General features: G+C 66.7%; 20 protein-coding genes and 1 riboswitch. Of the genes, 11 read left to right on the forward strand and 9 right to left on the reverse strand.

The window, feature by feature from the left end:
- Window positions 1-74: 74 nt before the first annotated feature.
- The 3 genes from ACT6SE_RS15810 to metX are packed head-to-tail and all read right to left on the reverse strand — an operon-like array spanning window position 75 to window position 3,402.
- Window positions 75-1,142 (reverse strand): homoserine dehydrogenase, encoded by a 1,068-nt coding sequence (locus ACT6SE_RS15810; protein ID WP_046432017.1) that lies wholly within the window; start codon window positions 1,140-1,142, stop codon window positions 75-77.
- Complete coding sequence (locus ACT6SE_RS15815; RefSeq protein WP_046432019.1) at window positions 1,139-2,374, reverse strand: O-succinylhomoserine (thiol)-lyase; 1,236 nt, start codon at window positions 2,372-2,374, stop codon at window positions 1,139-1,141. The genes ACT6SE_RS15810 and ACT6SE_RS15815 overlap by 4 nt, the downstream gene beginning before the upstream one ends.
- Window positions 2,371-3,402 (reverse strand): homoserine O-succinyltransferase MetX, encoded by a 1,032-nt coding sequence (gene metX / locus ACT6SE_RS15820; protein ID WP_014648063.1) that lies wholly within the window; start codon window positions 3,400-3,402, stop codon window positions 2,371-2,373. The genes ACT6SE_RS15815 and metX overlap by 4 nt, the downstream gene beginning before the upstream one ends.
- 77 nt (window positions 3,403-3,479) lie before the next feature.
- Window positions 3,480-3,598, reverse strand: a riboswitch (SAM riboswitch).
- Window positions 3,599-3,746: 148 nt separating this feature from the next.
- On the opposite strand from metX, the gene ACT6SE_RS15825 reads away from it, so the two are divergent.
- The 4 genes from ACT6SE_RS15825 to ACT6SE_RS15840 all read left to right on the forward strand — a co-directional run bounded on the left by ACT6SE_RS15825 (window position 3,747) and on the right by ACT6SE_RS15840 (window position 9,157).
- Window positions 3,747-4,631: a M23 family metallopeptidase gene (locus tag ACT6SE_RS15825; RefSeq protein ID WP_046432023.1), complete on the forward strand. Its 885-nt coding sequence runs from the start codon at window positions 3,747-3,749 to the stop codon at window positions 4,629-4,631.
- 66 nt (window positions 4,632-4,697) lie between these two features.
- Window positions 4,698-6,302: a peptide chain release factor 3 gene (locus tag ACT6SE_RS15830; protein ID WP_014648065.1), complete on the forward strand. Its 1,605-nt coding sequence runs from the start codon at window positions 4,698-4,700 to the stop codon at window positions 6,300-6,302.
- A 160-nt stretch (window positions 6,303-6,462) separates the two neighbouring features.
- A complete protein-coding gene (gene trhA / locus ACT6SE_RS15835) occupies window positions 6,463-7,101 on the forward strand; it encodes a PAQR family membrane homeostasis protein TrhA (protein WP_005410682.1) in 639 nt (212 codons plus the stop codon).
- Between the two features lie 82 nt (window positions 7,102-7,183).
- Window positions 7,184-9,157: an AsmA family protein gene (locus tag ACT6SE_RS15840; RefSeq protein ID WP_032955910.1), complete on the forward strand. Its 1,974-nt coding sequence runs from the start codon at window positions 7,184-7,186 to the stop codon at window positions 9,155-9,157.
- 483 nt (window positions 9,158-9,640) lie between these two features.
- Here ACT6SE_RS15840 and ACT6SE_RS15845 read toward each other — a convergent pair whose 3' ends face one another.
- The 3 genes from ACT6SE_RS15845 to mtgA all read right to left on the reverse strand — a co-directional run bounded on the left by ACT6SE_RS15845 (window position 9,641) and on the right by mtgA (window position 11,865).
- Window positions 9,641-10,072 (reverse strand): CBS domain-containing protein, encoded by a 432-nt coding sequence (locus ACT6SE_RS15845; protein ID WP_012511858.1) that lies wholly within the window; start codon window positions 10,070-10,072, stop codon window positions 9,641-9,643.
- The gene (locus ACT6SE_RS15850) at window positions 10,032-11,051 is read right to left on the reverse strand and encodes a glycosyltransferase family 2 protein (protein ID WP_046432038.1); all 1,020 of its coding nucleotides are present in this window, start codon (window positions 11,049-11,051) and stop codon (window positions 10,032-10,034) included. Before ACT6SE_RS15850 ends, ACT6SE_RS15845 begins: the two co-directional genes overlap by 41 nt.
- Window positions 11,052-11,115: 64 nt before the next feature.
- A complete protein-coding gene (gene mtgA / locus ACT6SE_RS15855; protein ID WP_032957384.1) occupies window positions 11,116-11,865 on the reverse strand; it encodes a monofunctional biosynthetic peptidoglycan transglycosylase in 750 nt (249 codons plus the stop codon).
- A gap of 77 nt (window positions 11,866-11,942) precedes the next feature.
- Between mtgA and hslO the strand changes: the two genes are divergently transcribed.
- From hslO to ACT6SE_RS15870, 3 genes are all read left to right on the forward strand, one after another.
- Window positions 11,943-12,836, forward strand: a complete 894-nt coding sequence (gene hslO / locus ACT6SE_RS15860) for an Hsp33 family molecular chaperone HslO (RefSeq protein WP_014648070.1) — start codon at window positions 11,943-11,945, stop codon at window positions 12,834-12,836.
- Between the two features lie 116 nt (window positions 12,837-12,952).
- Window positions 12,953-13,801, forward strand: a complete 849-nt coding sequence (locus tag ACT6SE_RS15865; protein WP_014648071.1) for an XOO1806 family protein — start codon at window positions 12,953-12,955, stop codon at window positions 13,799-13,801.
- 383 nt (window positions 13,802-14,184) lie between these two features.
- On the forward strand, window positions 14,185-17,061 hold the full coding sequence (locus tag ACT6SE_RS15870) for a TonB-dependent receptor plug domain-containing protein (RefSeq protein WP_014648072.1): 2,877 nt from the start codon (window positions 14,185-14,187) through the stop codon (window positions 17,059-17,061).
- A 141-nt stretch (window positions 17,062-17,202) separates the two neighbouring features.
- Here the strand turns inward: ACT6SE_RS15870 and ACT6SE_RS15875 are convergent, their stop codons facing one another.
- On the reverse strand, window positions 17,203-17,805 hold the full coding sequence (locus ACT6SE_RS15875) for a TetR/AcrR family transcriptional regulator (RefSeq protein ID WP_046432031.1): 603 nt from the start codon (window positions 17,803-17,805) through the stop codon (window positions 17,203-17,205).
- A 153-nt stretch (window positions 17,806-17,958) separates the two neighbouring features.
- Between ACT6SE_RS15875 and ACT6SE_RS15880 the strand changes: the two genes are divergently transcribed.
- The 3 genes from ACT6SE_RS15880 (at window position 17,959) to ACT6SE_RS15890 (ending at window position 21,893) form a co-directional block, all read left to right on the forward strand.
- Entirely contained in the window at window positions 17,959-18,876 is a 918-nt protein-coding gene (locus ACT6SE_RS15880) for an alpha/beta fold hydrolase (protein ID WP_014648073.1), read from the forward strand.
- Window positions 18,873-21,350: an acyl-CoA dehydrogenase gene (locus ACT6SE_RS15885; RefSeq protein ID WP_444811022.1), complete on the forward strand. Its 2,478-nt coding sequence runs from the start codon at window positions 18,873-18,875 to the stop codon at window positions 21,348-21,350. The genes ACT6SE_RS15880 and ACT6SE_RS15885 overlap by 4 nt, the downstream gene beginning before the upstream one ends.
- A 75-nt stretch (window positions 21,351-21,425) precedes the next feature.
- The gene (locus ACT6SE_RS15890) at window positions 21,426-21,893 is read left to right on the forward strand and encodes a hotdog fold domain-containing protein (RefSeq protein WP_014648075.1); all 468 of its coding nucleotides are present in this window, start codon (window positions 21,426-21,428) and stop codon (window positions 21,891-21,893) included.
- Window positions 21,894-22,372: 479 nt separating this feature from the next.
- Here the strand turns inward: ACT6SE_RS15890 and ACT6SE_RS15895 are convergent, their stop codons facing one another.
- Window positions 22,373-22,723, reverse strand: a complete 351-nt coding sequence (locus ACT6SE_RS15895; protein WP_032960857.1) for a DUF1304 domain-containing protein — start codon at window positions 22,721-22,723, stop codon at window positions 22,373-22,375.
- Between the two features lie 76 nt (window positions 22,724-22,799).
- A complete protein-coding gene (locus ACT6SE_RS15900; protein WP_046432042.1) occupies window positions 22,800-24,128 on the reverse strand; it encodes an NTP/NDP exchange transporter in 1,329 nt (442 codons plus the stop codon).
- A 284-nt stretch (window positions 24,129-24,412) separates the two neighbouring features.
- Here ACT6SE_RS15900 and ACT6SE_RS15905 point away from each other — a divergent pair, with 284 nt between their 5' ends.
- Window positions 24,413-25,813 (forward strand): serine hydrolase domain-containing protein, encoded by a 1,401-nt coding sequence (locus ACT6SE_RS15905; RefSeq protein ID WP_032960851.1) that lies wholly within the window; start codon window positions 24,413-24,415, stop codon window positions 25,811-25,813.
- The last annotated feature ends 63 nt before the right edge of the window (window positions 25,814-25,876 follow it).

The following is a 25,876-nucleotide window of genomic DNA, read 5'->3' on the forward strand; positions in this document are numbered from 1 at the left end:
TCGGCTCATGCGGCAGGACCGGGGTTCTGTCAGGAGCAGCCGAGCGTGGGCTCGGCGCTACAGGAACAATGCGATCAACCCACGATCCGCAGCACGTCATCCAGCAACGCAGCCGCAGTGACTTCCGCGCCGGCACCCGGTCCCTGGATCAACAAGGGTTGGTGGCGGTAGCGATCGCTGTGGATGGCCACGCGGTTGTCGGTGCCGGCACCCTGCGCCAGCGGATGATCGGCCGGCAGTTCGCGCAGGCCCACCTGCGCACCTTCGCTGTCAATACGGCCAACGAAACGCAGCACGCGGCCGTTGTCACGTGCCTGCTGCCAACGCGCCTGCAGCGGCGCATCCAGCTGCTCCAAGGCAGCCACGGCATCCTCCAGCGGCAACGCTGCCAGCGCTTCAGGCACCAGTGAATCCACCTGTACCTGCGACGCATCCAGCGCCAGCCCGCTGCTGCGCGCCAGGATCAGCAGCTTGCGGCGCACGTCCTCGCCGGACAGGTCCAGACGCGGGTCTGGCTCGGTATAACCGGCCGCCAGCGCCTCGCGCACCGCCGCCGAGAACGGCGACTGGCCGTCATAGCGATGGAACAGCCACGCCAGCGAGCCGGACAGCACGCCCTCGATGGCATGGATGTGATCGCCACCGGCCACCAGCGCGCGCAGGCTGCTCAACAGCGGCAGCCCGGCACCAACGGTCGCACTGTCGCCATAACGCGCGCCACTGTCGGCACAGCTTTCGGCAATGGCCTGCGCGCGGGCGAGCTGCGCGCCCCGGCCCAGCTTGTTGGCGGTCACCACATGCACGCCGCGCGCCAGCCATTGCACGTGACGGGCGGCCACGTCTTCACTGGCCGTGGCATCGACCACCACGTCGCCACGCTCCAGCCCTTCGGCGCTCGCCCATGGTGGCGAACTGTGGCCATCGCGGGGGGCTCGACGTGCCAGTTCCAAGGGCAGCGCCAGGTCGCGATCGATCTCCAGCGCGGTGCGCGAGTTGGCCAGCCATTGCACGCTGGGCAGTTCCAACCCGCGTGCCTGCAGCGCCTGGTAGCGCTGTACGAAGGCCGAACCGACCGTGCCCGTACCGAGCAGCGCCAGGCGTCCCGCCCCCAGCGCAGGAATGTCAGCGGCGAGTGCGCTCATGCGTCCACCACCTGTTTGCGGCGGGCGGCCGCATCGATCACCGCTTCGGCGCGCTGCAGCGCGGCGCCGAGATCGGCCAGCAGGTCACGCTCGGCCTCGATGCCGACCGACAGGCGCAGCAGCCCTTCGCTGATGCCGGCGGCTGCACGCGCTTCGGCGGTCATCGCCGCATGAGTCATCGTGGCCGGATGTGCGATCAGGCTTTCGACGCCGCCCAGCGATTCGGCCAGGGTGAAACAGCGTAGCCCGTCCACAAATGCACGCACCGCCGCATGCGGATCATCACCGGCGCAGTGCGCCAGTTCGAATGACAGCATCGCGCCGAAGCCATTCTGCTGGCGCGCGGCGATGGCGTGGCCCGGGTGATCGGCCAGGCCCGGGTAGTACACCGCGCCGACCGCCGGATGCTGGTCCAGCAGGGCAACGATCGACGCCGTGTTTTCCTGGTGCACGCGCAGGCGCGCATCCAGCGTGCGCAGGCCGCGCAGGGTCAGGAAGGCATCGAACGGCGAACCGGTCAGGCCCAGCGCGTTGCCCCACCACACCAGCTGCTCGTGCAGCGCCGGATCGCGCGCGACCACCGCCCCACCCACCACATCGCTGTGGCCATTGATGTACTTGGTGGTGGAATGCAGCACCAGGTCCGCACCAAACGACAGCGGCTGCTGCAGCGCCGGTGACAGGAAGGTGTTGTCGACCACCACGAGGGCACCGGCCTTGTGCGCGGCATCGATGACGAAGCGCAGGTCGGTGATGCGCAGCAGCGGGTTGGACGGGGTTTCCACCAGCACCAGCTTTGGCTGCGTGGCCAGCGCCTGCGCCAGCGCTCGCGGATCGGTCAGGTCGGCGGTGACCAGTTCGAAGTGCCCCTTCTTTGCCAACGCGTTGAACAGCCGCCAGCTGCCGCCGTAGGCATCGTGCGGCACCACCAGGGTGTCGCCCGGCTGCAGCAGCGCGTTCAGCACCAGGTTGATCGCGCCCATGCCGGTCGCGGTGATGACGCCGCCGGCGCCGCCTTCCAGTTCGGCCAGCGCTTCACCCAGCAGGTCGCGGGTCGGGTTGCCACTGCGCGTGTAATCGTACTGGCGCTTGTTGCCGAAGCCTTCAAAACTGAAGTTCGACGACAGCACGATCGGCGGCGTGACCGCGCCATGCGCGGTGTCCCGATCGATGCCGGCACGGACGGCGGCAGTGGTACGACTACAGGACGGCTCGTTGGCGTGCAGGCTCATGCGGACTCTCCAGAAGTGCGGAAGGCGGTGGCGAGGATCGCATCGATGCGATCGGTTTCTTTGAGGAAGGCATCGTGGCCATAGGGCGAGCGCAGCACGCGCAGGCTGCCGCGCGGGCCCAGCCCTTCGACCAGGCCGACCAGGTCGGCCAGCGGCACCAGGCGGTCGCCCTCCACGGCCACCACCACGGTCGGCGGCAGGATCGCGGTGGGATCGACGCGGTGCAGGTCGATTGATTCGGACAGGCGCAGGTAAGCGGTCACCGGCGTGCGCGCGACATACTGCGCACCGGCCGCGTCGAGATAGTCTTCGGCAGCCACGCGCACGCGGCCATTGATGACCTCCGGCGCAGCATCAAAGCGCTCGCCGAACTCTTCCGGGGTGCGGTAGCTGAGCATGGCGAACTGCCGGGCCAGGGCCAGGCCGTGGTCTTCGCCGCACTGCAGCTGGCCCAGCGCGACCGCGCGGCGCTGCAATGCGCGCCAAGCGGCGGCATACGGATGCGGTCGGTGCGCACCGCTGGCCAGCACCAGCTGGCGCACGCGGGCACGATGACGGATCGCGAACTGCTGGCCGACCAGCGCGCCATACGAATAGCCAACGAAGGCCTTCAGCGTGCGGATGCCGAGATGGTCCAGCAGCAGCGCCAAGGCATCGGCCTGGTCGGCGGTATCGATCGGCACATCCAGTGCACCGTCGGCGCCGATGAAGTCGAAGGCCAGCACGCGCAGCTGCTGCGGATCCAGCGCGCGGCCGCTGCCCACCAGGTCTTCGGCCCAGCCCTTCTCGCGGAACTGCGTGTTGGACGCCACGTGGCGATGGGCGGAAATGCCGCCGGCCAGCACCACCACCGGTGCATTGGCCGGACCGACCCACTCATAGCGCAGGCGCACCGGGCTGGGGCCGGCGTGGCGCATCGACAGCACCGCCGCGAACTCACCGCGCTCGGCATGCACGCGGTCTTCGACCGGCACGCTGACGGGGACAAAGGGTTCGGGGCGAATGGCGGTACTGGCGGCGAAGCTCATGGCGGGATCCGGTTGGGGAATCGGCCATCGAGCCTTCGCGGGGCCCGCGTTCGAGATGCACGTGTGGTGCATGGTTCGAACCATCTTTCGGTGGACGCCACGGTCCCCGCAGGATTTGGCACCTACGCAGACGCTTGCGCGCCTGCGGGCTGCCCCGGCTTCAAAGGGCCTGTCCCTCTGCCGGTCTCGATGGTGGGGCCACGATGCCAGCCCTTTCCGGCACTGTCAATCCCTTCATGCGGATAAAGCGATGAATATTCTTGGGACAGCTATGCGAAGGCCGTCCCGGTCGCCCTGTTCAGGATCGGGTACAGTCCGGGCGGTCCATTCCGCTGGAAACGCCGATGTCGCGCCTGCCCCTGTCCTGCCTGCTGCTGCCTCTGCTGGCGAGCGCGACCGCACACGCCGGCGACTGGCGCCAGGGCTGGGGACTGGCTCCCCCTTCCGCCCCGGCCACCCGCGCAGGCAGTGCCGAGGGCGCCGCCCCCATGGCCCAATTGCGCCTGCAGCCGGTCGGTACGCAATGGCAGGCCCGGATCGACAACGGGCTGGCAGGGCCGCTGCAGATCCAGCTGCGCGCCGCCCCCGGGCACCCGGTCGAAGGCCTCCCGGTCGAGTCGCTGATCCAGGGCGACAGCAGCCTGGTAGTCGGCCACCTGCCCGCCCCGATCGATGGCCGCATGCTGGATCTGCGCCTGCAGTCGGTGCCGGGCAACCCGGCCGCACAGGCCGAAGATGTCGCCTACCGCCTGCCATTCGATGCGGCGCGCCTGCGCGTGGACCAGGCGCCGCAGGGACGATTCAGCCATGACGACGAGGAGAACCGCGACGCGGTCGACTTCGCACTGCCGGAGGGCACCCTGGTGCTGGCCGCGCGCGAGGGTACGGTGATGCAGATCCAGGATGGCTTCCGTGGCAACGGCCAGGACCGCGAACGCGATGGTGCCCGCGCCAACTTCATCCGCGTGCTGCACAGCGACGGCAGCATGGCACTGTACGGCCACCTGCAGGCCGGCGGCATGCGCGTGCGTCGTGGCCAGGCGATAGGGGCCGGACAGCCGATCGGCCTGTCTGGCAACAGCGGCTACAGCAGTGCCCCGCACCTGCACTTCGTGGTGCAGGTCAATCGCGGCATGGGCCTGCGCTCGGTGCCGGTGCGCATCTTCGCCGAGCAGGGCCAGCTGCAGTTCGCCCGCCAGGGCGAGGCCGAAGGCGGTACCGGGCGCTGACCGCCCCCGGCCGGTATAATCGGGCGCTTATCTCTTTGAAAAGCGCCCCGGGCGGGCGCCACTGCCATGTCCGAAGTCGCCAACGAAGCGTCGCGTCGCCGCACCTTCGCCATCATTTCCCACCCTGACGCCGGAAAGACCACGCTGACCGAAAAGCTGCTGCTGTTCGGGGGCGCGATCCAGATGGCCGGTTCGGTCAAGGGCCGCAAGGCTGCCCGCCACGCCACCTCCGACTGGATGGCGCTGGAAAAGGAGCGCGGCATCTCCGTCACCTCCTCGGTGATGCAGTTCCCGTATGAAGGCAAGATCGTCAACCTGCTCGACACCCCCGGCCACGCCGACTTCGGCGAAGACACCTACCGCGTGCTGACCGCGGTGGACTCGGCGCTGATGGTGATCGACGTGGCCAAGGGCGTGGAAGAGCGCACCATCAAGCTGATGGAAGTGTGCCGCCTGCGCGACACCCCGATCATGACCTTCATCAACAAGCTCGACCGCGAGGGCAAGGACCCGATCGAGCTGCTGGATGAAGTGGAAACCGTGCTCGGCATCCAGTGCGCGCCGGTCACCTGGCCGATCGGCATGGGCCAGCGCCTGAAGGGCGTGGTCCACCTGCTGACCGGCGAAGTGCACCTGTACGAACCGGGCCGCAACTTCACCCGCCAGGACTCGACCATTTTCCCGTCCATCGATGCTCCCGGCCTGGCCGAGAAGATCGGTGCACAGATGCTGGCCGACCTGCGCGACGAGCTGGAACTGGTGCAGGGCGCCAGCCACCCGTTCGACCTGCAGGCCTACCGCGAGGGCAAGCAGACGCCGGTGTTCTTCGGCTCGGGCGTCAACAACTTCGGCGTGCAGCCGCTGCTGGACTTCTTCGTCGAACACGCACCCGCACCGCAGGCGCGCTCCACCACCGGCCGCGAGATCGCCCCGGAAGAAAACAAGCTGACCGGCTTCGTGTTCAAGATCCAGGCCAACATGGACCCGCAGCACCGCGACCGCGTGGCCTTCATGCGGGTCTGCTCGGGCCGCTTCAGCGCCGGCATGAAGACCTTCCACGTGCGTACCGGCAAGGAAATGAAGCTGGCCAACGCGCTGACCTTCATGGCCAGCGACCGTGAGATCGCCGCCGAGGCGTGGCCGGGCGATGTGATCGGCATCCACAACCACGGCACCATCTCCATTGGCGATACCTTCACCGAAGGCGAAGCGGTCACCTTCACCGGGATCCCCAACTTCGCCCCGGAACTGTTCCGCCGCGCCCGCCTGCGCGATCCGCTCAAGCTCAAGCAGCTGCAGAAGGGCCTGGCCCAGCTGTCCGAGGAAGGCGCGACCCAGTTCTTCCGCCCGCTCACCAGCAACGACCTGATCCTGGGTGCCGTCGGCGTGCTGCAGTTCGACGTGGCCGCCTACCGCCTGAAGGACGAGTACGGCGTGGAAGCCACCTTCGAGCCGGTGAGCGTGACCACTGCGCGCTGGGTCCACTGCAGCAACGAGAAGAAGCTGGAAGAGTTCCGCGAGAAGAACGCGCTGAACCTGGCGCTGGATGCCGCCGGGCACCTGGTCTACCTGGCGCCGACCCGGGTCAACCTGCAGCTGGCCCAGGAACGCTCGCCGGACGTGCGCTTCTCGGCCACCCGCGAAGCGGCGCATACCGTTTCGGCAGGCTGATGCCACGGGGTCGGATCCCTTTCCGGCAGGAAAGGGCTCTGACCCCAGCCAACGCAAGGCAGGCATTCACCCACCATACGGTGACAGGCGTGCACGCATCGCCCATCGCGGCGATGATAGGGGGGTGCGGGTCCCCCTCCCCGCGAACAATGCCTACGCCATGTCCACGACGTCCATTGCTTCGATCCGTGAAGAAATCGCCAGCGCCCTGACCCATGGCCTGGGCGCGGTATTCGCCCTGGCAGCCAGCGCGGTGTTGATCACCCTGGCGGCGATCTACGGCGACGGCTGGCAGCTGGCCAGCGCGATCGTATTCGGTATCGCGCTGTTGCTGCTGTACACCGCCTCCACGCTGTACCACGCCATCCAGCATCCGGTCGCCAAGGGCCGGTTGAAGGTGTTCGACCATTGCGCGATCTATGTGCTGATCGCGGGCACCTATACCCCGTTCACCCTGATCGGCCTGCGCGGTCCGTGGGGCTGGGGCCTGTTCACCGCGATCTGGGCGCTGGCGCTGGGCGGCGTGGTGTTCAAGCTGTTCTACACCGGCCGCTTCAAGGTGCTCTCAACGGTGATCTACATCGCCATGGGCTGGCTGGTGGTCGTGGCGATCAAGCCGATGTGGGCCTCGATCGATGGCGGCACCCTCACCTGGCTGTTCGCCGGCGGCCTGTCGTACACGCTGGGGACCTATTTCTACCACCGTGAATCGATCCCGTACTCGCATGCCATCTGGCACCTGTTCGTGATCGGCGGCAGCGTCTGCCACTTCGTCGCGGTCACCATGCAGGTGCTGTAACGGCCGCTCGACGGCAGCGCGTGCACACCATGCACATGGTCGCTTCGCGCCCTGTCCACGAAGAGGGGGCAACCATGGCAGCGTGAATGCTGCCGCCTCCCCTGCCGCAAAGCGCACGCCCCGCTGGCGCCTCCGCCGCCCCGGCCCACGAGGCCGGCGCTGGCTCACGATCCTGATCTTCCTGCTGGCGGCGATCCTGGTACTGATCGCGTTGTGGGACTGGAACTGGTTCAAGGGGCCGGTGGAGCGCGCGGTGCAGGCACGCACCGGCCGCGTGCTGCACATCGGGAACCTTGATGTCGACCTCGGCCGCACCAGCACGATCCGCGCCGATGCGGTCACCTTCGCCAATGCCAGCTGGGCGAAACAACCCGATATGGCCAGCGCCGACCGCGTCGAGATCGACGTGCGGGTCTGGCCCCTGCTGCGCGGCAGCGTGCAGCTGCCCGAAGTGCGCCTGACCCGGCCGGACGTGCTGCTGGAAACCGCCCCGCGCAAGGGCGAACCGGGCAACTGGGATTTCCTCGGTGACAGCGCCGGCGGGACCAGCCCCCAGCTCAAACGGCTGCGCGTCGATGACGGTCGCCTGCAGTTCCTCGATGCGCTCGGCCGCACCGATATCCGCGTGGACGTGCGCAGCGGCCAGCCGAAACAGGCCGACGCGGCGCCACCGCTGCTGGTGCAGGGCAAGGGACGCTGGCAGGGCAATCCATTCACCCTGCGCGGTGGTACTGAATCACCGCTGGAGCTGACCGACAGCGGCCACCCGTTCCGCATCCACCTCGACGGTCGCGCTGGCGCCACCCACGCCGTCGCCAGCGGCACATTGACCAATCCCTTCCAGCTGCGCGTGTTCGACCTGCAGTTCGCGCTCAGCGGCCAGGACCTGGCCGACCTCTACCCCTTGCTCGGCATCGCCATTCCGCCGTCCCCGCCCTACGCGTTGAATGGTCGGCTCAAGCGTGACCACGACCTCTGGCGTTACGAGCAGTTCACCGGCAAGGTCGGCGACAGCGACCTCGGTGGCAACCTGCAGTTCGAAGTGGGAGGCGCGCGCCCGCGACTGACCGCCACGCTGGAATCCAGACGCCTGGACTTCGATGACCTGGCCGGCTTCGTCGGTGCGCCACCGAAGACCGGCGGCGGCGAAACCGCCAATGCAGAGCAGAAGGCCGAGGCCGCACGGCTCGCCGCGCGAGCGCGTGTGTTGCCGGACACGCCCTACAACCTCGGCAAGCTGCGTGCGATGGATGCCGACGTGCGTTGGAAAGCCCACCGCATCAACGCGCCGTCATTGCCATTGGACGACATGGATGCACACCTGTTGCTGGATGACGGTGTGCTGCGGCTGGACCCACTGAACTTCGGCGTCGCCGGCGGCGACATCCGCAGCACGATCCGCATGGACGCGCGCCAGCCGCAGATCAGTACCGCGCTGAAGGCCAGTGTGCGCGGCGTGCAGCTTGGCCAGTTGTTCCCCGACGCCAAGCTGGCCGAACAGGCCAAGGGCGGCATCGGCGGCGAGGTGGACCTGAGTGGCCGCGGCAATTCGATCGCCGCGATGCTCGGCAGCAGCAGCGGCAAGGTCGGCCTGGCAATGGGCCGTGGCCATGTCGGCAACCTGGTGATGGAACTGGCCGGCCTGGACATCACCGAGTCGCTGAAATTCCTGGTGACCGGCGACAAGCAGATTCCCCTGCGTTGCGCCTTCGCCGACTTCGGCGTGCGCGACGGCCTGATGACCAGCCAGGCGCTGGCGGTGGATACCACCGACACGATCCTCATCGGCGAAGGCACGGTCAGCCTGCGCGACGAGAGCCTGGACCTGCTGTTGAAGCCACGCCCGAAGGACAAGAGCATCCTGGTGCTGCGCTCGCCACTGCACATCGCCGGCACTTTCAAGGACCCGTCGTTCCGCCCGGACTTCAAGGCGCTGGGCATCCGCGGCGCGGTGGCCCTGGCACTAGGCAGCATCGCCCCGCCGGCGGCATTGCTGGCAACCATCGAACTGGGGCCGGGCAAGGATGCCGACTGCGGGGGGCAGTATGCGAAGTAGGGTTACAGCGTTGTTCGCGGCGCCTGCATTGATGGTGGCTTGAGGGGGACGGGTGACGCAGGCAGGACACGCCGCAAGTACGTCCCTGTAGGCTCGATGGCGCCATCCATGGCGCCAACGGTCCTGCCTGCGTCACCCGTCCCCCTCCTGACAGTTTCCTGCGCGCGCGGAACGAGAGCGGAAATTCAAAGTCAAAAAAAAAAGCAAAGTCAAAAGCTGTTGCCAACCAAGGTTGGCGGCTACCAAAGGCGAGGCACCGCGCATGTACGCACCGCGCTCGCGGAAATGTTTCCAGAGGCGGAGGGCATGGGCGTGCAGGACCGTTGGCGCCATGGATGGCGCCATCGAGCCTACAGGGACGTACTTGCGGCGTGTCCTGCACGCCCATGCCCTCCGCCTCTCCGACGTATCAGGAAGGCGCCGCTTCTGCTTCTGCACTTGCTGTTGGCGGGCCGGCGGGCCGCAGGCCCGCCAGCGAACACCTCACCCCGCCACGATGTACTGCTGCAGCTGGTCCAGCTCGCGCCGCTGCGCATCAATCACCGACTTCACCAGGTCGCCGATGGAGATCACCCCCAGCACCTGCGCGCCCTCCACCACCGGCAGATGGCGGATGCGGTAGTCGGTCACCAGTTGCAGGCAATGCTCCACCTGCTCACCGGGCGACACCGTCACCACCTGCGCCGTCATGATCTCCGCCACCGCGGTATCGCGCGATGAACGATCACGCAGCACGATCTTGCGTGCGTAGTCACGCTCGGACAGGATCCCGACCAGCCGCGGCCCGTCCATCACCAGTACCGCACCGATGCCCTTTTCCGCCATCAACCGGATCGCATCGATCACCGCCGCGTCCGGCGCGACCGCATGTACTTCAGGAGACTTGCCATCCAACAGTTGTCGTACCGTCGTCATCTGCCTGCCCTCCGAGGGTGGGTTGCAGGGCCGAGTCTGCCACGGCGGATGCTAGCCACGCGTCAACCAGGTACAACGGCCGCTGCTTGGACTCTTCGTACAGCCGCCCCAGGTACTCTCCCACCAGCCCCAGCGCGATCAACTGCACTCCCCCCAGGAACAGGATCACCGCCATCATCGTCGGCCAACCCGCCACCCGGTCGCCATACAGCGCCGCCTTCACGATCACCCACAGGCCGAACACAAACGCGACTGCGGCGGTTGCCAGTCCCAGGTAGGTGGCAGCCCGCAGCGGAACAGTCGAGAAGCCGGTGATGCCTTCGAGGGCGAAATTCCACAGCCGCCACAGGCTGAATTTGCTGGTGCCGGCCACGCGCGCGTGGCGGTGATAGGGCACGGCAATCCGCTTGAAGCCTACCCAGCTGAAAAGCCCCTTCATGAAACGGTGGCGCTCACGCATCCCGCGCAGGGCGCTCAGCGCGCGCGGGGACAGCAGGCGGAAATCTCCGGTATCGGCCGGAATCGGCGTACGCGACAGGCGACCCATCACCCGGTAGAACATCGCTGCCGTGGCGCGCTTGATCCAGGACTCGCCATCGCGGGCCATGCGCGTGCCGTAGACGTTGTCATGGCCCTCCCGCCAGCGCGCGACGAATTGCGGCACCAGCTCCGGCGGGTCCTGGCCGTCGGCATCGAGGATCATCGCTGCCCCCTCGTGCACCAGATCCAGGCCCGCGGTCAGCGCCGCCTCCTTGCCGAAGTTGCGCGACAGCTTCAGCGCCGAGACGCGCGCATCAGCCTGGGCCAACCCCGCGATCACCTCCCATGTGCGGTCATGACTGCCGTCATCCACATAGAGGATGTGGCCGTCGATGTCGGGCATGCCGTCCAGCACCGCGCACAGCCGTGGATGCAGCAGCGGTAATGCCAGGGCCTCGTTGTAGGCGGCGATGACAAAAGTGAGCCGTTCGCGGGTCATGCCCGGATTGTACATTGCCGGCCAGGCGCACGACCCGTCGCCCGCCGCTCACGCCACGCCTGCCTCAGTCCTCCGACAAGTATGACGCGCCTCCCAGCTGGCGCGCCTGGCGCTGGATCCATGCGGCGCGCCGCTGCACATACGGCCCCGGTGCGGCCGCGTTGTAGCGTCGCGGTGCCGGCAGTACCGCCGCCAGTCGCGCACTCTCGGCCGGGCTCAACCGGGCCGCGTCCTTGCCCCAGTATTTCTGGGCTGCCGCCTGCGCACCGTACACACCATCACCGAACTCGGCGATGTTGGCGTACATCTCCAGGATGCGCTCCTTCGGCCACAGCGCCTCGATCAGCACCGTGTACCAGACTTCCAGGCCCTTGCGGATCCAGCTGCGGCCCTGCCACAGGAACAGGTTCTTGGCCACCTGCTGGCTGATCGTGCTGGCGCCACGCAGGCGCCCTCCCCTGGCGTTATGGTCGCGGGCCTTTTCGATGGCCTGCAGATCGAAGCCATTGTGGTCGGGGAAGCGCTGGTCCTCGGCCGCCACCAGCGAGATCGGCAGGCTCGGTGCCATCTGGTCGAGGTCGCGCCATTGGTAATGCAGCCGATAGGACCAGTCGGCCTCGCCCAGCGCCTCGCCATAACGCCACAGCATCACCGTGGACACCGGCGGGTCGATGAAGCGCAGCACCAGCACCTGCAGGCAGCTGAAGGCGGCCAGCAGCACCGGCAGCCACAGCAGCCGCTTCCAGCGCCAGCGTCGCCGGCGCGGTGCGGCCACCTCCGCCACTACCTTGTGCTGCTCTCCCGCTGCCCCCATTACTGGTGCATCCTTCTTCTATCTGGTTGTCGGCGCATTATCCGGCAACCGCCCCCGTTTACGCGCGATGTGAGCCGATGACCGCCAACTCCGATTCCCTGATCCGTTTCCTGCTCCCCGACGCCGGCGTCCGCGGCGTGCATGTGCACCTGCAGGCCACCTGGCAGGAAATCCTGTCCCACGCCGTGTACCCGGACGCCGCTGCCGAGCTGCTCGGCGAGGCCTGTGTCGCCTCGGCCCTGTTCACCGGCCACACCAAGATCGACGGCCGCCTGTCAGTGCAGCTGCGCAGCAGCACTGCCCTGCGCACCCTGTTCGCCGAATGCACCGCGGGCGGCACCCTGCGTGGCATCGCCCAGCTCAGCGAAGGCGCCGACGCGCCGCGTGACCTGTCCAGCCTCGGCGATGACGCCATCCTCGCCATCACCATCGAGAACCCCGGCCTGGACCCGCGCGAGCCGCAGCGCTACCAGAGCCTGGTCGCGCTGACCGCGCCGGAACTGGACGAGGCCTTCGAGGACTACTTCCGCCAGTCGGAGCAGCTGCCCACCCGCCTGCTGCTGGCGGCCGACCGCAACGGTGCCGCCGGCCTGCTGCTGCAGAAACTGCCGGGCGACGAAGGCGACGAAGATGGCTGGGCGCGCGCCAGCGCCCTGTTCGAGACCCTGGGCAAGGCCGAACTGCTGGCGACCCCGGCCGAGCAGCTGCTGCACCGCCTGTTCCACGAGGAGCGGCCGGAGCTGCTGGGTGAAAAGCCGCTCTCCTTCGCCTGCTCCTGCTCGCGCGAGCGGGTGGCCGGCATGCTGCAGTCGCTGGGGGAAGAGGAGGCCCGAGCGGCCGCCGAGGACACTGGCGCCGTCGAGGTGCGTTGCGAATTCTGCGGACGCGAGTATCACTTTCCATTGACGGAGTTCGGCATACTGTTCCACGGCGCCCAGGGGGCTGTACCGGCGCCTGAACGACTTCAGTGAACGGCAGTCTTGTACCTGGGGAGGATCAAGGCTTGTTAAGAATTCATAAACACCCTAGGATCGAGTTCCCGTCCCCACGGGAACTTCCGTTGTCTGTCCCTGTCTGAACTGGTCCGATGCGTACCTTCCTGCGTCTACCGCTGGCCCTGCTGATCGCCCTTGGCGCGATCACGGGCGTGCATGCGCAGAGCAAGGACACCCGCACCGTGCTGCCGGTTTGGAACAAGGGCAGCGGCAAGGTCGAGGCGCTGCTGTACCTTGAGCCGACCGGCGAACAGGCGGCCGGCGCCCGCTGGCATTTCGGCCGCAACTCGCTGGACGCGGCCTTTGGCCTGTCCTCCGGCGATTCGCTGGGCCTGCTCTGCAACAGCAGCAGCGGCACCAGCATCAGCGGTCTGGCCAGCCATTGCATGCTGGCCAGCCTGGGCGACGAGGATGATCTGAACAGCCGTCGTTTCAGCGGTACCGCCGCGCTGAACCGCGGCAACAGCCGCCTGGGCATCACCGCCGGCACTGGCCGTGAAACCCTGCCCGCCTGGTTGTCGGGCCCGAACAAGACGCCCTCGCTGCGTGCCGAGCAGAACGATCTGACCGTGTTCGCGCAGAAGAACATCGGTCGCGAAGGCTTCGTCTCCATTGCCGGTACCTACGCCAAGGCGCGCCTGGTTCCGCTGGCCGACGCCTCGCCGGCCATCGTCGATCGCTGGGACAGCAAGAGCCTGAGCATCGGCGCCGGTTACGGCAACTTCACCGGCAGCATCATCGGCCGCGTGGTCGACGTCCCGGGCAAGCCCGGCAAGTGGGAAGGGCTGGGCATCGGCCTGACCTGGCGTACCCCGTGGTCCGGCCAGCTCACCGTCGGCGCCGAGAATGTGATCAGCCGCGGCAAGAATCCGTTCTCCCCGCGCAATGAAAGCAACGACGACGGCACCGTGCCGTATGTGCGTTACGAACAGGATCTCTGATCCCGGTAAACAGGCTCAGCAACGATATTCCCAAAGGCGCCGAAAGGCGCCTTTTGCATGTGCAAGCCTGCCGCGCACTTGCGTAACCGGTATCGCCGCTGGGCAATGAAACGCTGCGCACCGACATAGTGAGATACATTTCAATCGAAACTTTTTTCATCATTCTGCGTTAACAAACGAGGCAGAGCGCTCTGACCATGCCGGTAAACTATTGAGTGGCATGGGAAAAGCGCATCTTTACCAAAATCACAGGCTTGATTAACACAGCTTTAATTCTTGGCGAACGCCCGTTACTATCGGGTCAGCCTCGCGATTTGGGAGCGCTTTTTCGCTCCCCCGCCGGGCATTAACCCCAGCCAAGATTTCTTGGAGAGAGAGAGCCAATGAAACTCAAGTCCAGCCAGCTGCGTGACGCAGTTGTGATCGCGCTTGTCGCCGGTGCCACCACCGCGACGGCGCACGCCCAGGAAGCCACCAACCTCGACCGCATCGAGGTCACCGGTTCGCGCATCCGTCAGGTCGATACCGAAACCGCCCAGCCCGTTCTGAGCATCAGCCGCGCTTCAATCGAGAAGAGCGGTTTCAAGACGGTCGCCGACGTCCTGCAGAACATCGCCGCAGCCGGCAGCCCGGCCATCAGCCGTTCCGAGCCGCTGTCCTCCGGTGAAGCCGTCGGTGGCTTCTACATCGACCTGCGCAACCTCGGCGCCGAACGCACCCTGGTGCTGGTCGACGGCAAGCGCCTCGGCGCCAGCGTCAGCGGCCTGCAGGACGTGTCGCAGATTCCGTCGGCCATCGTCGAGCGCATCGACGTCCTGAAGGACGGCGCGTCGTCGATCTACGGCTCCGACGCGATCGCCGGTGTGATCAACATCATCACCCGCAAGAACTTCCAGGGCCTGGAAGCCAACGCCTACGTCGGCCAGTACGGCGAAGGCGACGGCCAGAAGACCAGCTACGACTTCGTGGCCGGCTTCACCGGTGACCGCGGTTCGATCACCATCGGCGCCGAGTACGCCGAAGAAAAGGAAGTGTGGGCCAAGGATCGCTGGTTCAGCCGTTATCCGCGCACCACCTTCCACCCGGCCCAGAACTGGAGCCCGGTCAGCCAGTGGGGCACCATCATCGATCCGGATACCGATGACTGGCTGGTGCTGAACCGCGGTGGCGACTACCGCGACGTCAACCAGTACCACGACCAGGACTTCGCCGGCATCACCGGTGACACCAGCAACTCCAATACGCAGATGCACCTGCTGACGCCGACCAAGCGTCGCTCGGTGTTCGCCAACGTCCAGTACGACCTGACCGACAACATCCGCTTCGTCTCCGACCTGCTGTACACCCGTCGTGAGTCGCAGGCCCAGGTCGCAGGCTATCCGTTGCAGTCTGCGTCGTATGAGCGCCTGGGTGCCAAGTGGGATGCCGACAGCTACTACAACCCCTTCGGCAAGGACATGGGCTTCATGCGCCGTGGCTGGGAAGTGCCGCGCCTGTCGACCAACAAGCTGACCACCTTCCGCTTCACCGGCGCCCTGCAGGGCAGCTTCCAGTTCAATGACAAGTACTTCGACTGGGAAGCCGGCTACATCTACCAGAACTCGGAGAACCAGCAGAGCCAGACCGGCAACTACAACGTGCTGGCGGTCAATGCCGCCACCGGCCCGTCGTTCTACAACCCGGCCACCGGCCGCGTCGAGTGCGGCACGGCAGCAGGCCTGGTCGATGGCTCCAACCCGATCTATGGCCCGGGCGCCGGCGGCTGCCTGCCGTGGAACCCGGCCATTCCGTACGGCCGTACCGGTGACGGTGGCCTGACCGGCAACCCGGATCTGCAGCAGTTCCTGTTCCCGACCACCAAGAACACCGGTGAAGTCACCACCAAGACCTACTACGCGAACATCGCCGGCAGCCTGTTCACCCTGCCCGCCGGCGACCTGGGCTTCGCGCTGGGTTACGAGTACCGCGAGGACAAGGGTTCGTACAATCCGGACGCCCTGTCGCAGACCGGCTACTCGACCGACCTGGCCGCCGGCCCGACCGGTGGTGGTTACGACGTCAACGAAGTCTATCTGGAGCTGAATGTTCCGATCCTGGCCGACCTGCCGGGTGCCAAGGAACTGAGCTTCAACGCCGCGACGCGCTACTCGAAGTACAGCACCTTCGGCAACACCACCAACAACAAGTTCGGCCTGAAGTGGAAGCCGATCGACCAGCTGCTGGTGCGTGCGACCTACGCCGAAGGCTTCCGTGCGCCGACCATCGACAATCTGTACGGTGGCAGCTCGCAGACCTTCGCGTACTTCACCGATCCGTGCGATACCGACTTCGGTTCGACCGGCCAGCCGGGCGTCGCTGCCCGTTGCGCCGCGGCCATCGGCCCGACCGCCAGCACCTTCCGCCAGCTGCGCCAGGGCTACGTGCCGGCCAGCGGTCCGGATGAGCAGACGCCGGACCCGTTCAACGCCGTCTCCAACCCGAACCTGACTCCGGAAAAGTCCAAGTCCAAGACCGTTGGCCTGGTGTGGAGCCCGACCTTCGCCCAGGGCCTGAACATGAGCCTGGACTGGTGGAACATCAAGATCACCAACACGATCGTCACCGACAGCCCGGATGACCAGCTGAACGACTGCTACGTGCTTGGCATCGCCGAGCGCTGCAACTCGTTCACCCGTGATCCGAACCGTCACAACGTGATCAACCTGACCTACGCACCGCGTAACGCCGGTTACCAGGAAACCGAAGGCTTCGACTTCGACGTGGCGTACCGCTTCGAGACCGACAGCTGGGGTACCTTCAACGCCAACCTGCAGAACAGCTACGTCACCAAGAACGTGCTGAAGACCACCAATGCGCAGCAGGTGCCGGTGTCGATCCTCAACGGCTTCGGCAGCAACTTCCGCCTGCGTTCGAACCTGGTGCTGGGCTGGGAGCGTGGCGACTGGGGCGTGACCTGGGGCACCCGTTACTTCTCCAGCGTCAAGGAGCGTTGCTACTACAGCGACGAGTGCAGCCTGCCGGACTTCGGTTCGCCGGATCCGGTGCGCGACCAGCCGATGAACAAGCGTGGTTCGACCATGTTCCACGACGTCCAGGTTTCCTGGAACGCACCGTGGAATGCGACCATCGCCGTCGGCGCACGTAACGTGTTCGACCACTACGGCCCGCAGATGTACTCGGCACCGAACTCGCAGTTCTCCTACTACGGTGGCTACGACATCGGTCGCTTCATGTACATGCAGTACAAGCAGAAGTTCTGATCGGCACTCTGATCAGCTGATGCAGCAACGGCCCCGCAAGGGGCCGTTGTTCTTTGTGCGCCATGGACGGAGGCTGGCCGGCGCGCAACAAAAAAGGCCGCGGTGTCGCCGCGGCCTTCCTTCGACATCATTCTCGGGCGCTCATCCGTTCGGAATCAGCGTCTCGATCAGATGCTCGACGTACGCTTCGAAATCCTCGCGCGCCTGCTTGGGCTGCTGCAGCTGCAACGACAACTGCAGGAAGCCGACATACGCGGCGTAGGCAAGGCGTGCCCGATGACGCGCATCGGTCGAGCTGAGGCCGGCCTGGCGGAACGAGGCGACCAGATAATCGAGGCGGCGCTGCGAGACGCGGTCGATCACCGGCCGCACCATCGGATGATCCAGTGCCTTCAGCAGCTCGCTGTAGATGATGTGCGGCTGCACTTCATGCGCCACCATCTGGAACAGCTGGCGCAGGCGCACGCGCGGATCCGGTACGTCTTCCAGGCTGCCGAACACCTGTTCCTGTTCGAACAGTTCCCAGCGTTCCAGCGCCGCCTGCAGCAATGCATCGCGCGAAGGGAAATGCCAGTAGAAACTGCCCTTGGTGACGCCGAGCCGCCGTGCCAGCGGCTCCACCGCGACGGCGCCGACACCTTGTTCAGCAATCAGATCGAGGGCCGCCTGGGCCCAGTCTTCGGCACTCAGGCGGCTGTTGCGGCCGGCGCGCGGTTCGCCGGCGGAAGTGTCAGGTTGATTCATGGGCTGATTTAACCATACGCCGGGGTTCGTTGCAGTACGCGGTTGCGGTCGAAACCGTCGCAGCCTCCCAGGCGAGGTCCATTCAGGGGACTTCCGCAGCGCACCATACCGTGCAGTATTGACTTCCCCCCGAACCGATCCATACTAGCAAGTATGGTTACGTCCCCACCTCCCGCTGCGTTCCATGACCTGCGCCTGGACGCCGCCCATGGCGCCCGCCTGGCAGCCACCGCCAGCGACCATGGCCGGCGCGGCCGGGTGCTGTTCGCGCATGGCTTCGGCCAGACCCGCCACGCCTGGAATGCCACTGCCCGCGCACTGAATGCCGCCGGTCTGCAGACGCTGGCCTACGACGCCCGCGGCCACGGCGATTCGGACTGGAATGCCGCCAACCTGCCCTATCACGGCGAACAGTTCGCCGATGACCTGATCGTGCTGGCCGGCGAGCAGCCGCGCCCGCCGGTACTGGTTGCCGCATCGATGGGCGGGCTGTTCGGCCTGCTGGCCGAGTCGCGCTGGCCCGGCCTGTTCTCGGCGATGGTGCTGGTCGACATCACCCCGCGCTGGGATACCGCCGGCGTCGAGCGCATCCTCGCCTTCATGACCGCCCATCCCGACGGCTTCGCTTCGCTGGCCCAGGCCGCCGACGTGATCTCGGCGTACATGCCGCACCGTCCGCGCAAATCCGAGCAGTCGCTGCGTGCGCTGCTGCGCGAGGACGGCCGCGGCCGCTGGCGCTGGCACTGGGATCCGCGCCTGGTGGCCGAACTGGCCCGCGACAGCGAACAGCACCAGGACGCACTGGCCGAGGCCGCGCGCCAGGTGAAGTGCCCGCTGCTGCTGGTCAGCGGCGGACGCAGCGACCTGGTCACGCCGCAGACCGTGGCCGAGTTCCTGGCGTTGGCGCCGCATGCGCGCCATGTGCAGCTGCCGCAGGCCACCCATATGGTCGCCGGCGATGACAACGACGCCTTTACCGCTACTGTGTTGGACTATCTGGACGTGTTGCCCGCAGCGGACGCTGCGGCTTCGTCCGCCACAAACGAGCACGTCACCGGAGCACGCTCATGAGCATCGTTCTTCCCTTCCTCGCCCTGCTGCTGGCAGGCGCGTTCGTCGCCTACCACCGCATGCGGCTGGTTACCTGGACGCTGATCAGCGTGGCCCTGCTGGCCGCCTGCTGGTTCATTCCCTACGTCAACCAGACCGCCACGATCGTCGCGGCCGCCGTGTTGGCCGTCATCGCCGTGCCGCTGCTGCTGCCGTTCATCCGCAAGCCGCTGCTGACCGGCCCGATGATGAAGGTGTTCCGCAAGGTGCTGCCGCCGCTGTCGCAGACCGAGCGCATCGCACTGGAAACCGGTTCGGTCGGTTTCGAGGGCGAACTGTTCACCGGTGATCCGGACTGGAACATCCTGCTCAACTATCCCAAGCCGCAGCTGACCGCCGAGGAACAGGCCTTCCTCGATGGCCCGGTGGAAGAGCTGTGCGCGATGGTCAACGACTGGGAAATCACCCACGTCCATGCGGACCTGCCGCCGGAACTGTGGGCCTTCATCAAGAAGAACAAGTTCTTCGGCATGATCATCCCGAAGGAATATGGCGGGCTGGGCTTCTCCGCACTGGCCCACCACAAGGTGATCCAGAAGCTGGCGTCGGTGTCTTCGGTGGTCAGCTCCACCGTCGGCGTGCCCAACTCGCTGGGCCCGGGTGAACTGCTGGTGCATTACGGCACCCAGGAACAGAAGGACCAGTACCTGCCGCGCCTGGCCGATGGTCGCGAAGTGCCCTGCTTCGGCCTGACCGGTCCGTTCGCCGGCTCCGACGCCACCTCGATCCCGGACTACGGCATCGTCTGCAGGGGCGAGTGGAACGGCGAGCAGGTGCTCGGCGTCAAGCTCACCTTCGACAAGCGCTACATCACCCTGGCCCCGGTCGCTTCGCTGATCGGCCTGGCGTTCCGCATGTACGACCCGGATGGCCTGATCGGCGATACCCGCGACATCGGCATCACCCTGGGCCTGCTGCCACGCGACACCGCCGGCGTTGAAATCGGCCGTCGCCACTTCCCGCTGAACTCGACGTTCCAGAACGGCCCGATCCGCGGCAAGGACGTGTTCATTCCGCTGACCCAGCTGATCGGTGGCGCGGCCATGGCCGGCAAGGGCTGGAACATGCTCAACGAGTGCCTGGCCGTGGGCCGCTCGATCACCCTGCCGTCCACCGCCAGTGGTGGTGCCAAGGCCGGTGCCGCGGTGACCGGCGCCTATGCGTGCATCCGCAAGCAGTTCGGCCTGTCGGTCGGCCGCTTCGAGGGCGTGGAAGAAGCGCTGGCCCGCATCGGCGGCAAGGCGTACAAGATCAGTGCGCTGTCGCAGGCCACCGCCGCCGCGGTTGACCGTGGCGACGTGCCGTCGGTGCCGTCGGCGATCGCCAAGTACCACTGCACCACCATGAGTCGCGAAGTGATCTCGGACATGATGGACGTGATCGGCGGCAAGGGCATCATCCTGGGGCCGCGCAACTTCGCTGGCCGCAGCTGGCAGGCCGCGCCGATCGCGATCACCGTGGAGGGCGCCAACATCATGACCCGCAGCCTGCTGATCTTCGGCCAGGGTGCCATCCTGTGCCACCCGTGGGTGCTGAAGGAAATGAAGGCCGCGCAGGATCCGGATACCCGCGCCGGCCTGCAGGACTTCGACCGCAGCCTGTTCGGTCACATCCGCTTCGGCATCTCCAATGCCGTGCGTTCGTTCTGGTTCGGCCTGACCGGCGCGCGCTTCGGTGCCGCCCCGGGCGACGCCTATACCCGCCGCTACTTCCGCAAGCTGGACCGCTACTCGGCCAACCTGGCGCTGATGGCCGACATCTCGATGATGACCCTCGGCGGCAAGCTGAAGTTCAAGGAATCGCTGTCCGGCCGCCTGGGCGATGTGCTGAGCCACGTCTACATGACCAGCGCCATGCTCAAGCGCTACCACGACGAAGGCGCACCGCAGGCCGACCAGCCGCTGCTGGCCTGGGCCTTCCATGACAGCGTGCACAAGATCGAAGAGTCGCTGTCGGCCGCACTGCGCAACTTCCCGATCCGTCCGATCGGCTGGCTGATGTGGGCACTGATCTTCCCGCTGGGCCGTCGTGCCGAGGCTCCGGGCGATCGCCTGAGCCGTCGTGTCGCCGCCCTGCTGATGGCGCCGAATGAAGCCCGCGACCGTCTGGCCAGTGGCGTGTTCCTGACCCCGTGCGAGAACAACCCGGGCGGCCGTATCAACAGCTACCTGAGCAAGGCGATCATGGCCGAGCCGGTGGAGCGCAAGTTCCTGAAGGCGCTGAAGAGCAAGGGCATCGAGGCGCTGGACTTCAAGGCGCAGCTGGACGAAGCCGTGGCCGAGGGCGTGATCACCCAGGATGAGCGCAGCCTGCTGGAAGAGCTGCGCACGCTGACCCTGGACACCATCACCGTGGACGACTTCGACACCCACGAACTGCGCGCGGCCAGCTACTACGACCGCCAGCACAAGGACCCGCATTCGCAGGCAGCCTGATCGCCCGCGACACGCGTTGCTTCGACGGCGGGCCTCGGCCCGCCGTCGCTTTATCCGCCGACCGGAATACCCACCATGTCCACGCCCCTGCTCTCGCTTTACCACCGGCTGCAGCGCTGGCCCGCCGGCACCTGGCTGTTCTCGCGCGCGGTGTGCTTCAAGGCGCCCTACTTCGCCAGCATCGCGCCACGCATCACCCGCCTGGAACACGGCCGCTGCGAAGGCACGCTGGCCGACCGCCGCAGGGTGCGCAACCACATCGGCACGGTGCACGCGATCGCGATGTGCAACCTGGCCGAACTGACCGCCGGGTTGATGGTCGATGCATCGCTGCCGAAGGGCATGCGCTGGATCCCGAAGGGGATGCAGGTGCAGTACCTGGCCAAGGCACGTGGCACGCTGCAGGCGGTGGCGTTGCCAGCACAGCCGATTGTCGTCGCGGCCGAGGGCTATGCGCTGCCGGTGACGGTGAGCGTGCGCGACCGTGCGGGCACGGAGGTGTTCAGCGCGGTGATCGACATGTGGTTGTCGCCGGCGAAGTAGGTCCCCGCGAACGGCGCAGCCCCTCGTGGGTGGACGGTTGATCGCGGAAAGCCCTGGTTAGGCTGGGGACGGTGGGTTCGCGGGGGACGCCGTGAACCCATCCCTGGGGGCTTGGCCGCGGCATCCATGCCGCGGACACCCCCGCGAACCCACCGCCCCCAGCCTCGGACGCATCTCTGCGGCGTCCACCCACGCAAGAGAAAAAAGAAGGGCAGAAGCAAAAGCAAAAGCGGCCCACCGGCCGCTTTTTGCTGTTGCTGTTGCTCTTGAACTTCTTTTTCTTCTCCGTGGGCTGGCCGCGCCCTGAAACTGTCAGGGGTGTGGCGGGTGGGCCGTTCAGGGGCGTTGGCGCCATGGATGGCGCCATCGAGCTTACATGGACGTACTTGCAGCGTCCCCTGCACGGCCCACCCGCCACACCCAACACATGACCCGCTCCACGCGACCAACCCACGAGGGGCTGCGCCGTTGGCTGGAAACTACGCCAGCGCGCGAAACACCAACGCCAGGATCGCCGGCATCGCCTGGATCATGAAAATACGGCGGCTCACGCTGTACGCGCCATAGCACCCCGCCACCACCACGCAGGCCAGCGAGAACGTCACCAGCACCGGCTGATCGATCACCAGCCCCACCACGATGCCTGCCGCCAGGAAGCCGTTGTACAGGCCCTGGTTGGCCGCCAGCACGCGCGTGGCCCCGGCCTTCTCCGGTGTGTTGCGGAAGGTCTTCAGGCCCAGCGGGCGGGTCCACAGGAACATCTCCAGCACCAGGAAATAGACGTGCAGCAGTGCGACCAGCAAGGTCAGGGCGAGTGCGATCCAGTACATGTGCGGTTCCTTGGACAGGGAAGGAGAATGGGGTCAGCGCCCTTTCCTCACGGGAAAGGGCTCTGACCCCGGCAAATCAACGGTCGCGCGGCAGCTTCTTTTCTTCGCGCAGCACGCCGAATGCAGCCAGGGTCATGAAGCCGGCCACCAGCACGCCGCCGATGAACACCACGTGCGAACCGAACAGGGTCAGTGCCTTGTGGATCCAGGTGAACCCCAGGTCCGCGCCGCGGTACACCACGGTGTCGATCGCCGCGCCGGCCTTGTAGCGCCACTGCCGGTCCACGCGCGTGTAGATGGTCTCGCGCGCCGGCTTGGCCAGTGCGAATTCGCTGGCGCGGGTCATCACCTGCACCACCGCGACCATCAACGGCATCGGCGAGGCTGCCAGCACCGAGAAGCCGATCAGGATCGCGAAACCGGGAATCAGCAGCGCCGGCGCGATGCCGTGGCGCGACAGCAGCCAGCGGGTCAGGCCCACCTGCATCAGCAGCGCCAGCGCGTTCACCGCCAGGTCGATGCGCGAGAAGAACGCGGTACTGGCCGCCGGGTCGGTAAACGCCGCGCGCACGATGCTGGCCTGCTGGTTGTACAGCAGCGTGCCGACGCCCACGCCGAACACCACCATCACCGCCAACCAGCGCAGCAGCGGCTCGCGCACGATCAGTTTCAGGCCGTCCAGCACGCTGCCGCCCATCGGTTGCTCGCCGGACACCAGTTGCTGCTCGCGTTCGCGCAGCACCGCCCAATGCCGCAGCCGCCAGATGCACAACAGGCACACGACCAGGAATGCTGCCGAGACCAGCATCAGGTTGGCGATGCCCACGCGCTGCGCCAGCGCGCTGGTGATCAACGGGCCGAGGAACGCGCCAACGGTGCCGGCCGCACCGATGTAGCCGTAGTAGGCACGCGCCTGTGCGTTGGAGAACACGTCGGCCATGAAGCTCCAGAACACCGCCACCGCGAACAGGTTGAAGACCATCACCCAGAGGAAGAAGGCCATGCCCCGCCCTGGCACGTGACTGTCGAACAGTGCGTAGAACCCCAGCAGGGTGACGATGAAGAAGCCGTACACCACGGGAAGGAACACACGGCGCGGGAAGCGGCTGACCAGCCAGCCGTACACCGGCTGCAGCACCAGCATGATCACGAACACGCAGGAGAACAGGAACTGCAGGACGAAGTCCTTCAACACGATGCCATGGCTGGCGAACCAGGTGATCAGCACGGGCGGGAACACCGTTTCCAGGTCCGCCGAGGCGGCCATGGCCTCACGCACCGGGCGCAGCACGTAGTAGCCGCTGAGCAGGCAGAAGAAGTACAGGAACGACCACCACAGCGCCGGCGACTCGCGCAGCGCCGCCGCCAGGCCCTGCAGCGGCCCCTTGCCCGATGCAGCGCTCATGCAGCGCCCCTCGCCCACAGACGGCGGTTGGACAGCAGCATGGCAGGCTCCGGGGCGGTGAAGCGCGTACGTTAGCCAATGCACTGCAACATCGCCAGCGTGACGCGCCCTCGCGCCTGCGGACGGACGCGACGACCGGCCTGGACGACACGTTCCGATACACACTTTCGGGGCGTCAAAATTCCAACTTTTTCAACAAGATGCGCATTCATCTTCGCTTTGTTTGTGCACAGGGGAAAAGCGGCGCTAGAATCGCCATCAGCAGTCGCGCACGGGTCCAACCGATGAAAAAGAACAGCCTGCGTCGTCCGATCCGTTCGGCGGCCACCGGTTTGCTGGGCATGTTGATGCCCGTTGCCTTGTCCACCACCGCGCAGACACCGCCGGCGTTGCCGCCGATGCCGACCAACATCGAATCCGCGACGGCTGCCACCGTCGCCCACACCCAGCCTGCGGCCTACCGCACCGGTCTGGTGCCGCGCGTCCAGGCGCCGGCGGCTGGCTTCAACGTCGCCAACATCGAATCGATGGCGCAGCAGCTGACCTATGGCGAGCGCGTGCCAGGCATGGCGGTGGCGATCGTGCAGGGCGGCCGCATTCTCAGCGCGCGTGGCTATGGCGTCACCGACGTCAACAACCCGCTGCCGGTCGATGCGCACACCGTGTTCCGCCTGGCCTCGCTGTCCAAGGCCTTCGCCGGCACCATGGCCGGCCTGCTGGTCAACGACGGCACGCTGCGCTGGGACAGCAAGGTCACCGACTACGTGCCGGGCTTCCGCCTCAATTCGCCCGAAGCCACCGACCGCCTGACCGTGGCCGACGTGCTCAGCCATCGCGTCGGCCTGCCGTACAACGCCTACGACCGCGACATCGAAGGCAACGCCGAGTACTACGCGCTGACCCAGAAGCTGGCCAACACCAGCCTGAAATGCCTGCCGGGCGACTGCTACGCCTACCAGAATGTGGCCTTCAGCCTGATCGGCGACGTGGTCTATGCGGCCTCGGGCAGCTTCTACGAGCAGTCGGTCGAGCGCCGCATCTTCAAGCCGCTGGGCATGAATGATGCCAGCCTCGGCCTGGCCGGCATCCAGGCCAGCTCGCGCTGGGCGCGTCCGCACGTGCGCAGCCGCAACGGCTGGGTCTCGCTGACGCCCAAGCCCACCTATTACCGCGTCGCTCCGGCGGCTGGCGTCAACGCCAGCGCCAGCGACATGGCGCAGTGGCTGCTGGCCCACACCGGCCATCGCCCCGACGTGCTGCCGGCACCGCTGCTGGCCACCCTGCATTCAAGCCTCATCAACACGCCGGGCGAGATGCGTTCGGGCTGGCGCCGTGAGCGCCTGCACTCGGCGGGCTACGCATTGGGTTGGCGTACCTTCGACTACGCCGGCCACGACGTGGTGTTCCATGCAGGTGCCGTGCAGGGCTATCGCGGCCTGGTCGCGCTGGTGCCGGAACGTGACCTCGGCATCGCCATCCTCTGGAATGGCGAAAGCGGCCTGCCCAGCGGCCTGCTGCCGACCGTGCTCGACTCGGCGCTCGGCCTGCCGGCGCAGCGCTGGCTGGATGTGGACACCGACTTCGGCAGCGACAACCTGATGGCCGAGGGCGCAAGCCCGGCGCAGCAGGACAAGCGCAAGGGCAAGGGCGCCTCGGGCAACCGCGCGGTGGCTTCGCCGCGCTGACCAGGCGGGCTCGACCGTGTGTGCGAAGGGCGGCCCATCGGTCGCCCTTTTTGTTGGCCGTTG

Source organism: Stenotrophomonas sp. LC732, assembly GCF_052446685.1.
GTDB classification, from domain to species: Bacteria; Pseudomonadota; Gammaproteobacteria; order Xanthomonadales; family Xanthomonadaceae; genus Stenotrophomonas; species Stenotrophomonas muris.

Excerpts from the sequence above, each read along its gene's own strand:
- ACT6SE_RS15810 (WP_046432017.1), bottom strand. The coding sequence starts at position 1,142 with ATGAGCGCACTCGCCGCTGACATTCCTGCGCTGGGGGCGGGACGCCTG.
- ACT6SE_RS15815 (WP_046432019.1), bottom strand. The coding sequence starts at position 2,374 with ATGAGCCTGCACGCCAACGAGCCGTCCTGTAGTCGTACCACTGCCGCC.
- metX (WP_014648063.1), bottom strand. The coding sequence starts at position 3,402 with ATGAGCTTCGCCGCCAGTACCGCCATTCGCCCCGAACCCTTTGTCCCC.
- ACT6SE_RS15825 (WP_046432023.1), top strand. The coding sequence starts at position 3,747 with ATGTCGCGCCTGCCCCTGTCCTGCCTGCTGCTGCCTCTGCTGGCGAGC.
- ACT6SE_RS15830 (WP_014648065.1), top strand. The coding sequence starts at position 4,698 with ATGTCCGAAGTCGCCAACGAAGCGTCGCGTCGCCGCACCTTCGCCATC.
- trhA (WP_005410682.1), top strand. The coding sequence starts at position 6,463 with ATGTCCACGACGTCCATTGCTTCGATCCGTGAAGAAATCGCCAGCGCC.
- ACT6SE_RS15845 (WP_012511858.1), bottom strand. The coding sequence starts at position 10,072 with ATGACGACGGTACGACAACTGTTGGATGGCAAGTCTCCTGAAGTACAT.
- ACT6SE_RS15850 (WP_046432038.1), bottom strand. The coding sequence starts at position 11,051 with ATGACCCGCGAACGGCTCACTTTTGTCATCGCCGCCTACAACGAGGCC.
- mtgA (WP_032957384.1), bottom strand. The coding sequence starts at position 11,865 with ATGGGGGCAGCGGGAGAGCAGCACAAGGTAGTGGCGGAGGTGGCCGCA.
- hslO (WP_014648070.1), top strand. The coding sequence starts at position 11,943 with ATGACCGCCAACTCCGATTCCCTGATCCGTTTCCTGCTCCCCGACGCC.
- ACT6SE_RS15865 (WP_014648071.1), top strand. The coding sequence starts at position 12,953 with ATGCGTACCTTCCTGCGTCTACCGCTGGCCCTGCTGATCGCCCTTGGC.
- ACT6SE_RS15870 (WP_014648072.1), top strand. The coding sequence starts at position 14,185 with ATGAAACTCAAGTCCAGCCAGCTGCGTGACGCAGTTGTGATCGCGCTT.
- ACT6SE_RS15875 (WP_046432031.1), bottom strand. The coding sequence starts at position 17,805 with ATGAATCAACCTGACACTTCCGCCGGCGAACCGCGCGCCGGCCGCAAC.
- ACT6SE_RS15880 (WP_014648073.1), top strand. The coding sequence starts at position 17,959 with ATGGTTACGTCCCCACCTCCCGCTGCGTTCCATGACCTGCGCCTGGAC.
- ACT6SE_RS15885 (WP_444811022.1), top strand. The coding sequence starts at position 18,873 with ATGAGCATCGTTCTTCCCTTCCTCGCCCTGCTGCTGGCAGGCGCGTTC.
- ACT6SE_RS15890 (WP_014648075.1), top strand. The coding sequence starts at position 21,426 with ATGTCCACGCCCCTGCTCTCGCTTTACCACCGGCTGCAGCGCTGGCCC.
- ACT6SE_RS15895 (WP_032960857.1), bottom strand. The coding sequence starts at position 22,723 with ATGTACTGGATCGCACTCGCCCTGACCTTGCTGGTCGCACTGCTGCAC.
- ACT6SE_RS15900 (WP_046432042.1), bottom strand. The coding sequence starts at position 24,128 with ATGAGCGCTGCATCGGGCAAGGGGCCGCTGCAGGGCCTGGCGGCGGCG.
- ACT6SE_RS15905 (WP_032960851.1), top strand. The coding sequence starts at position 24,413 with ATGAAAAAGAACAGCCTGCGTCGTCCGATCCGTTCGGCGGCCACCGGT.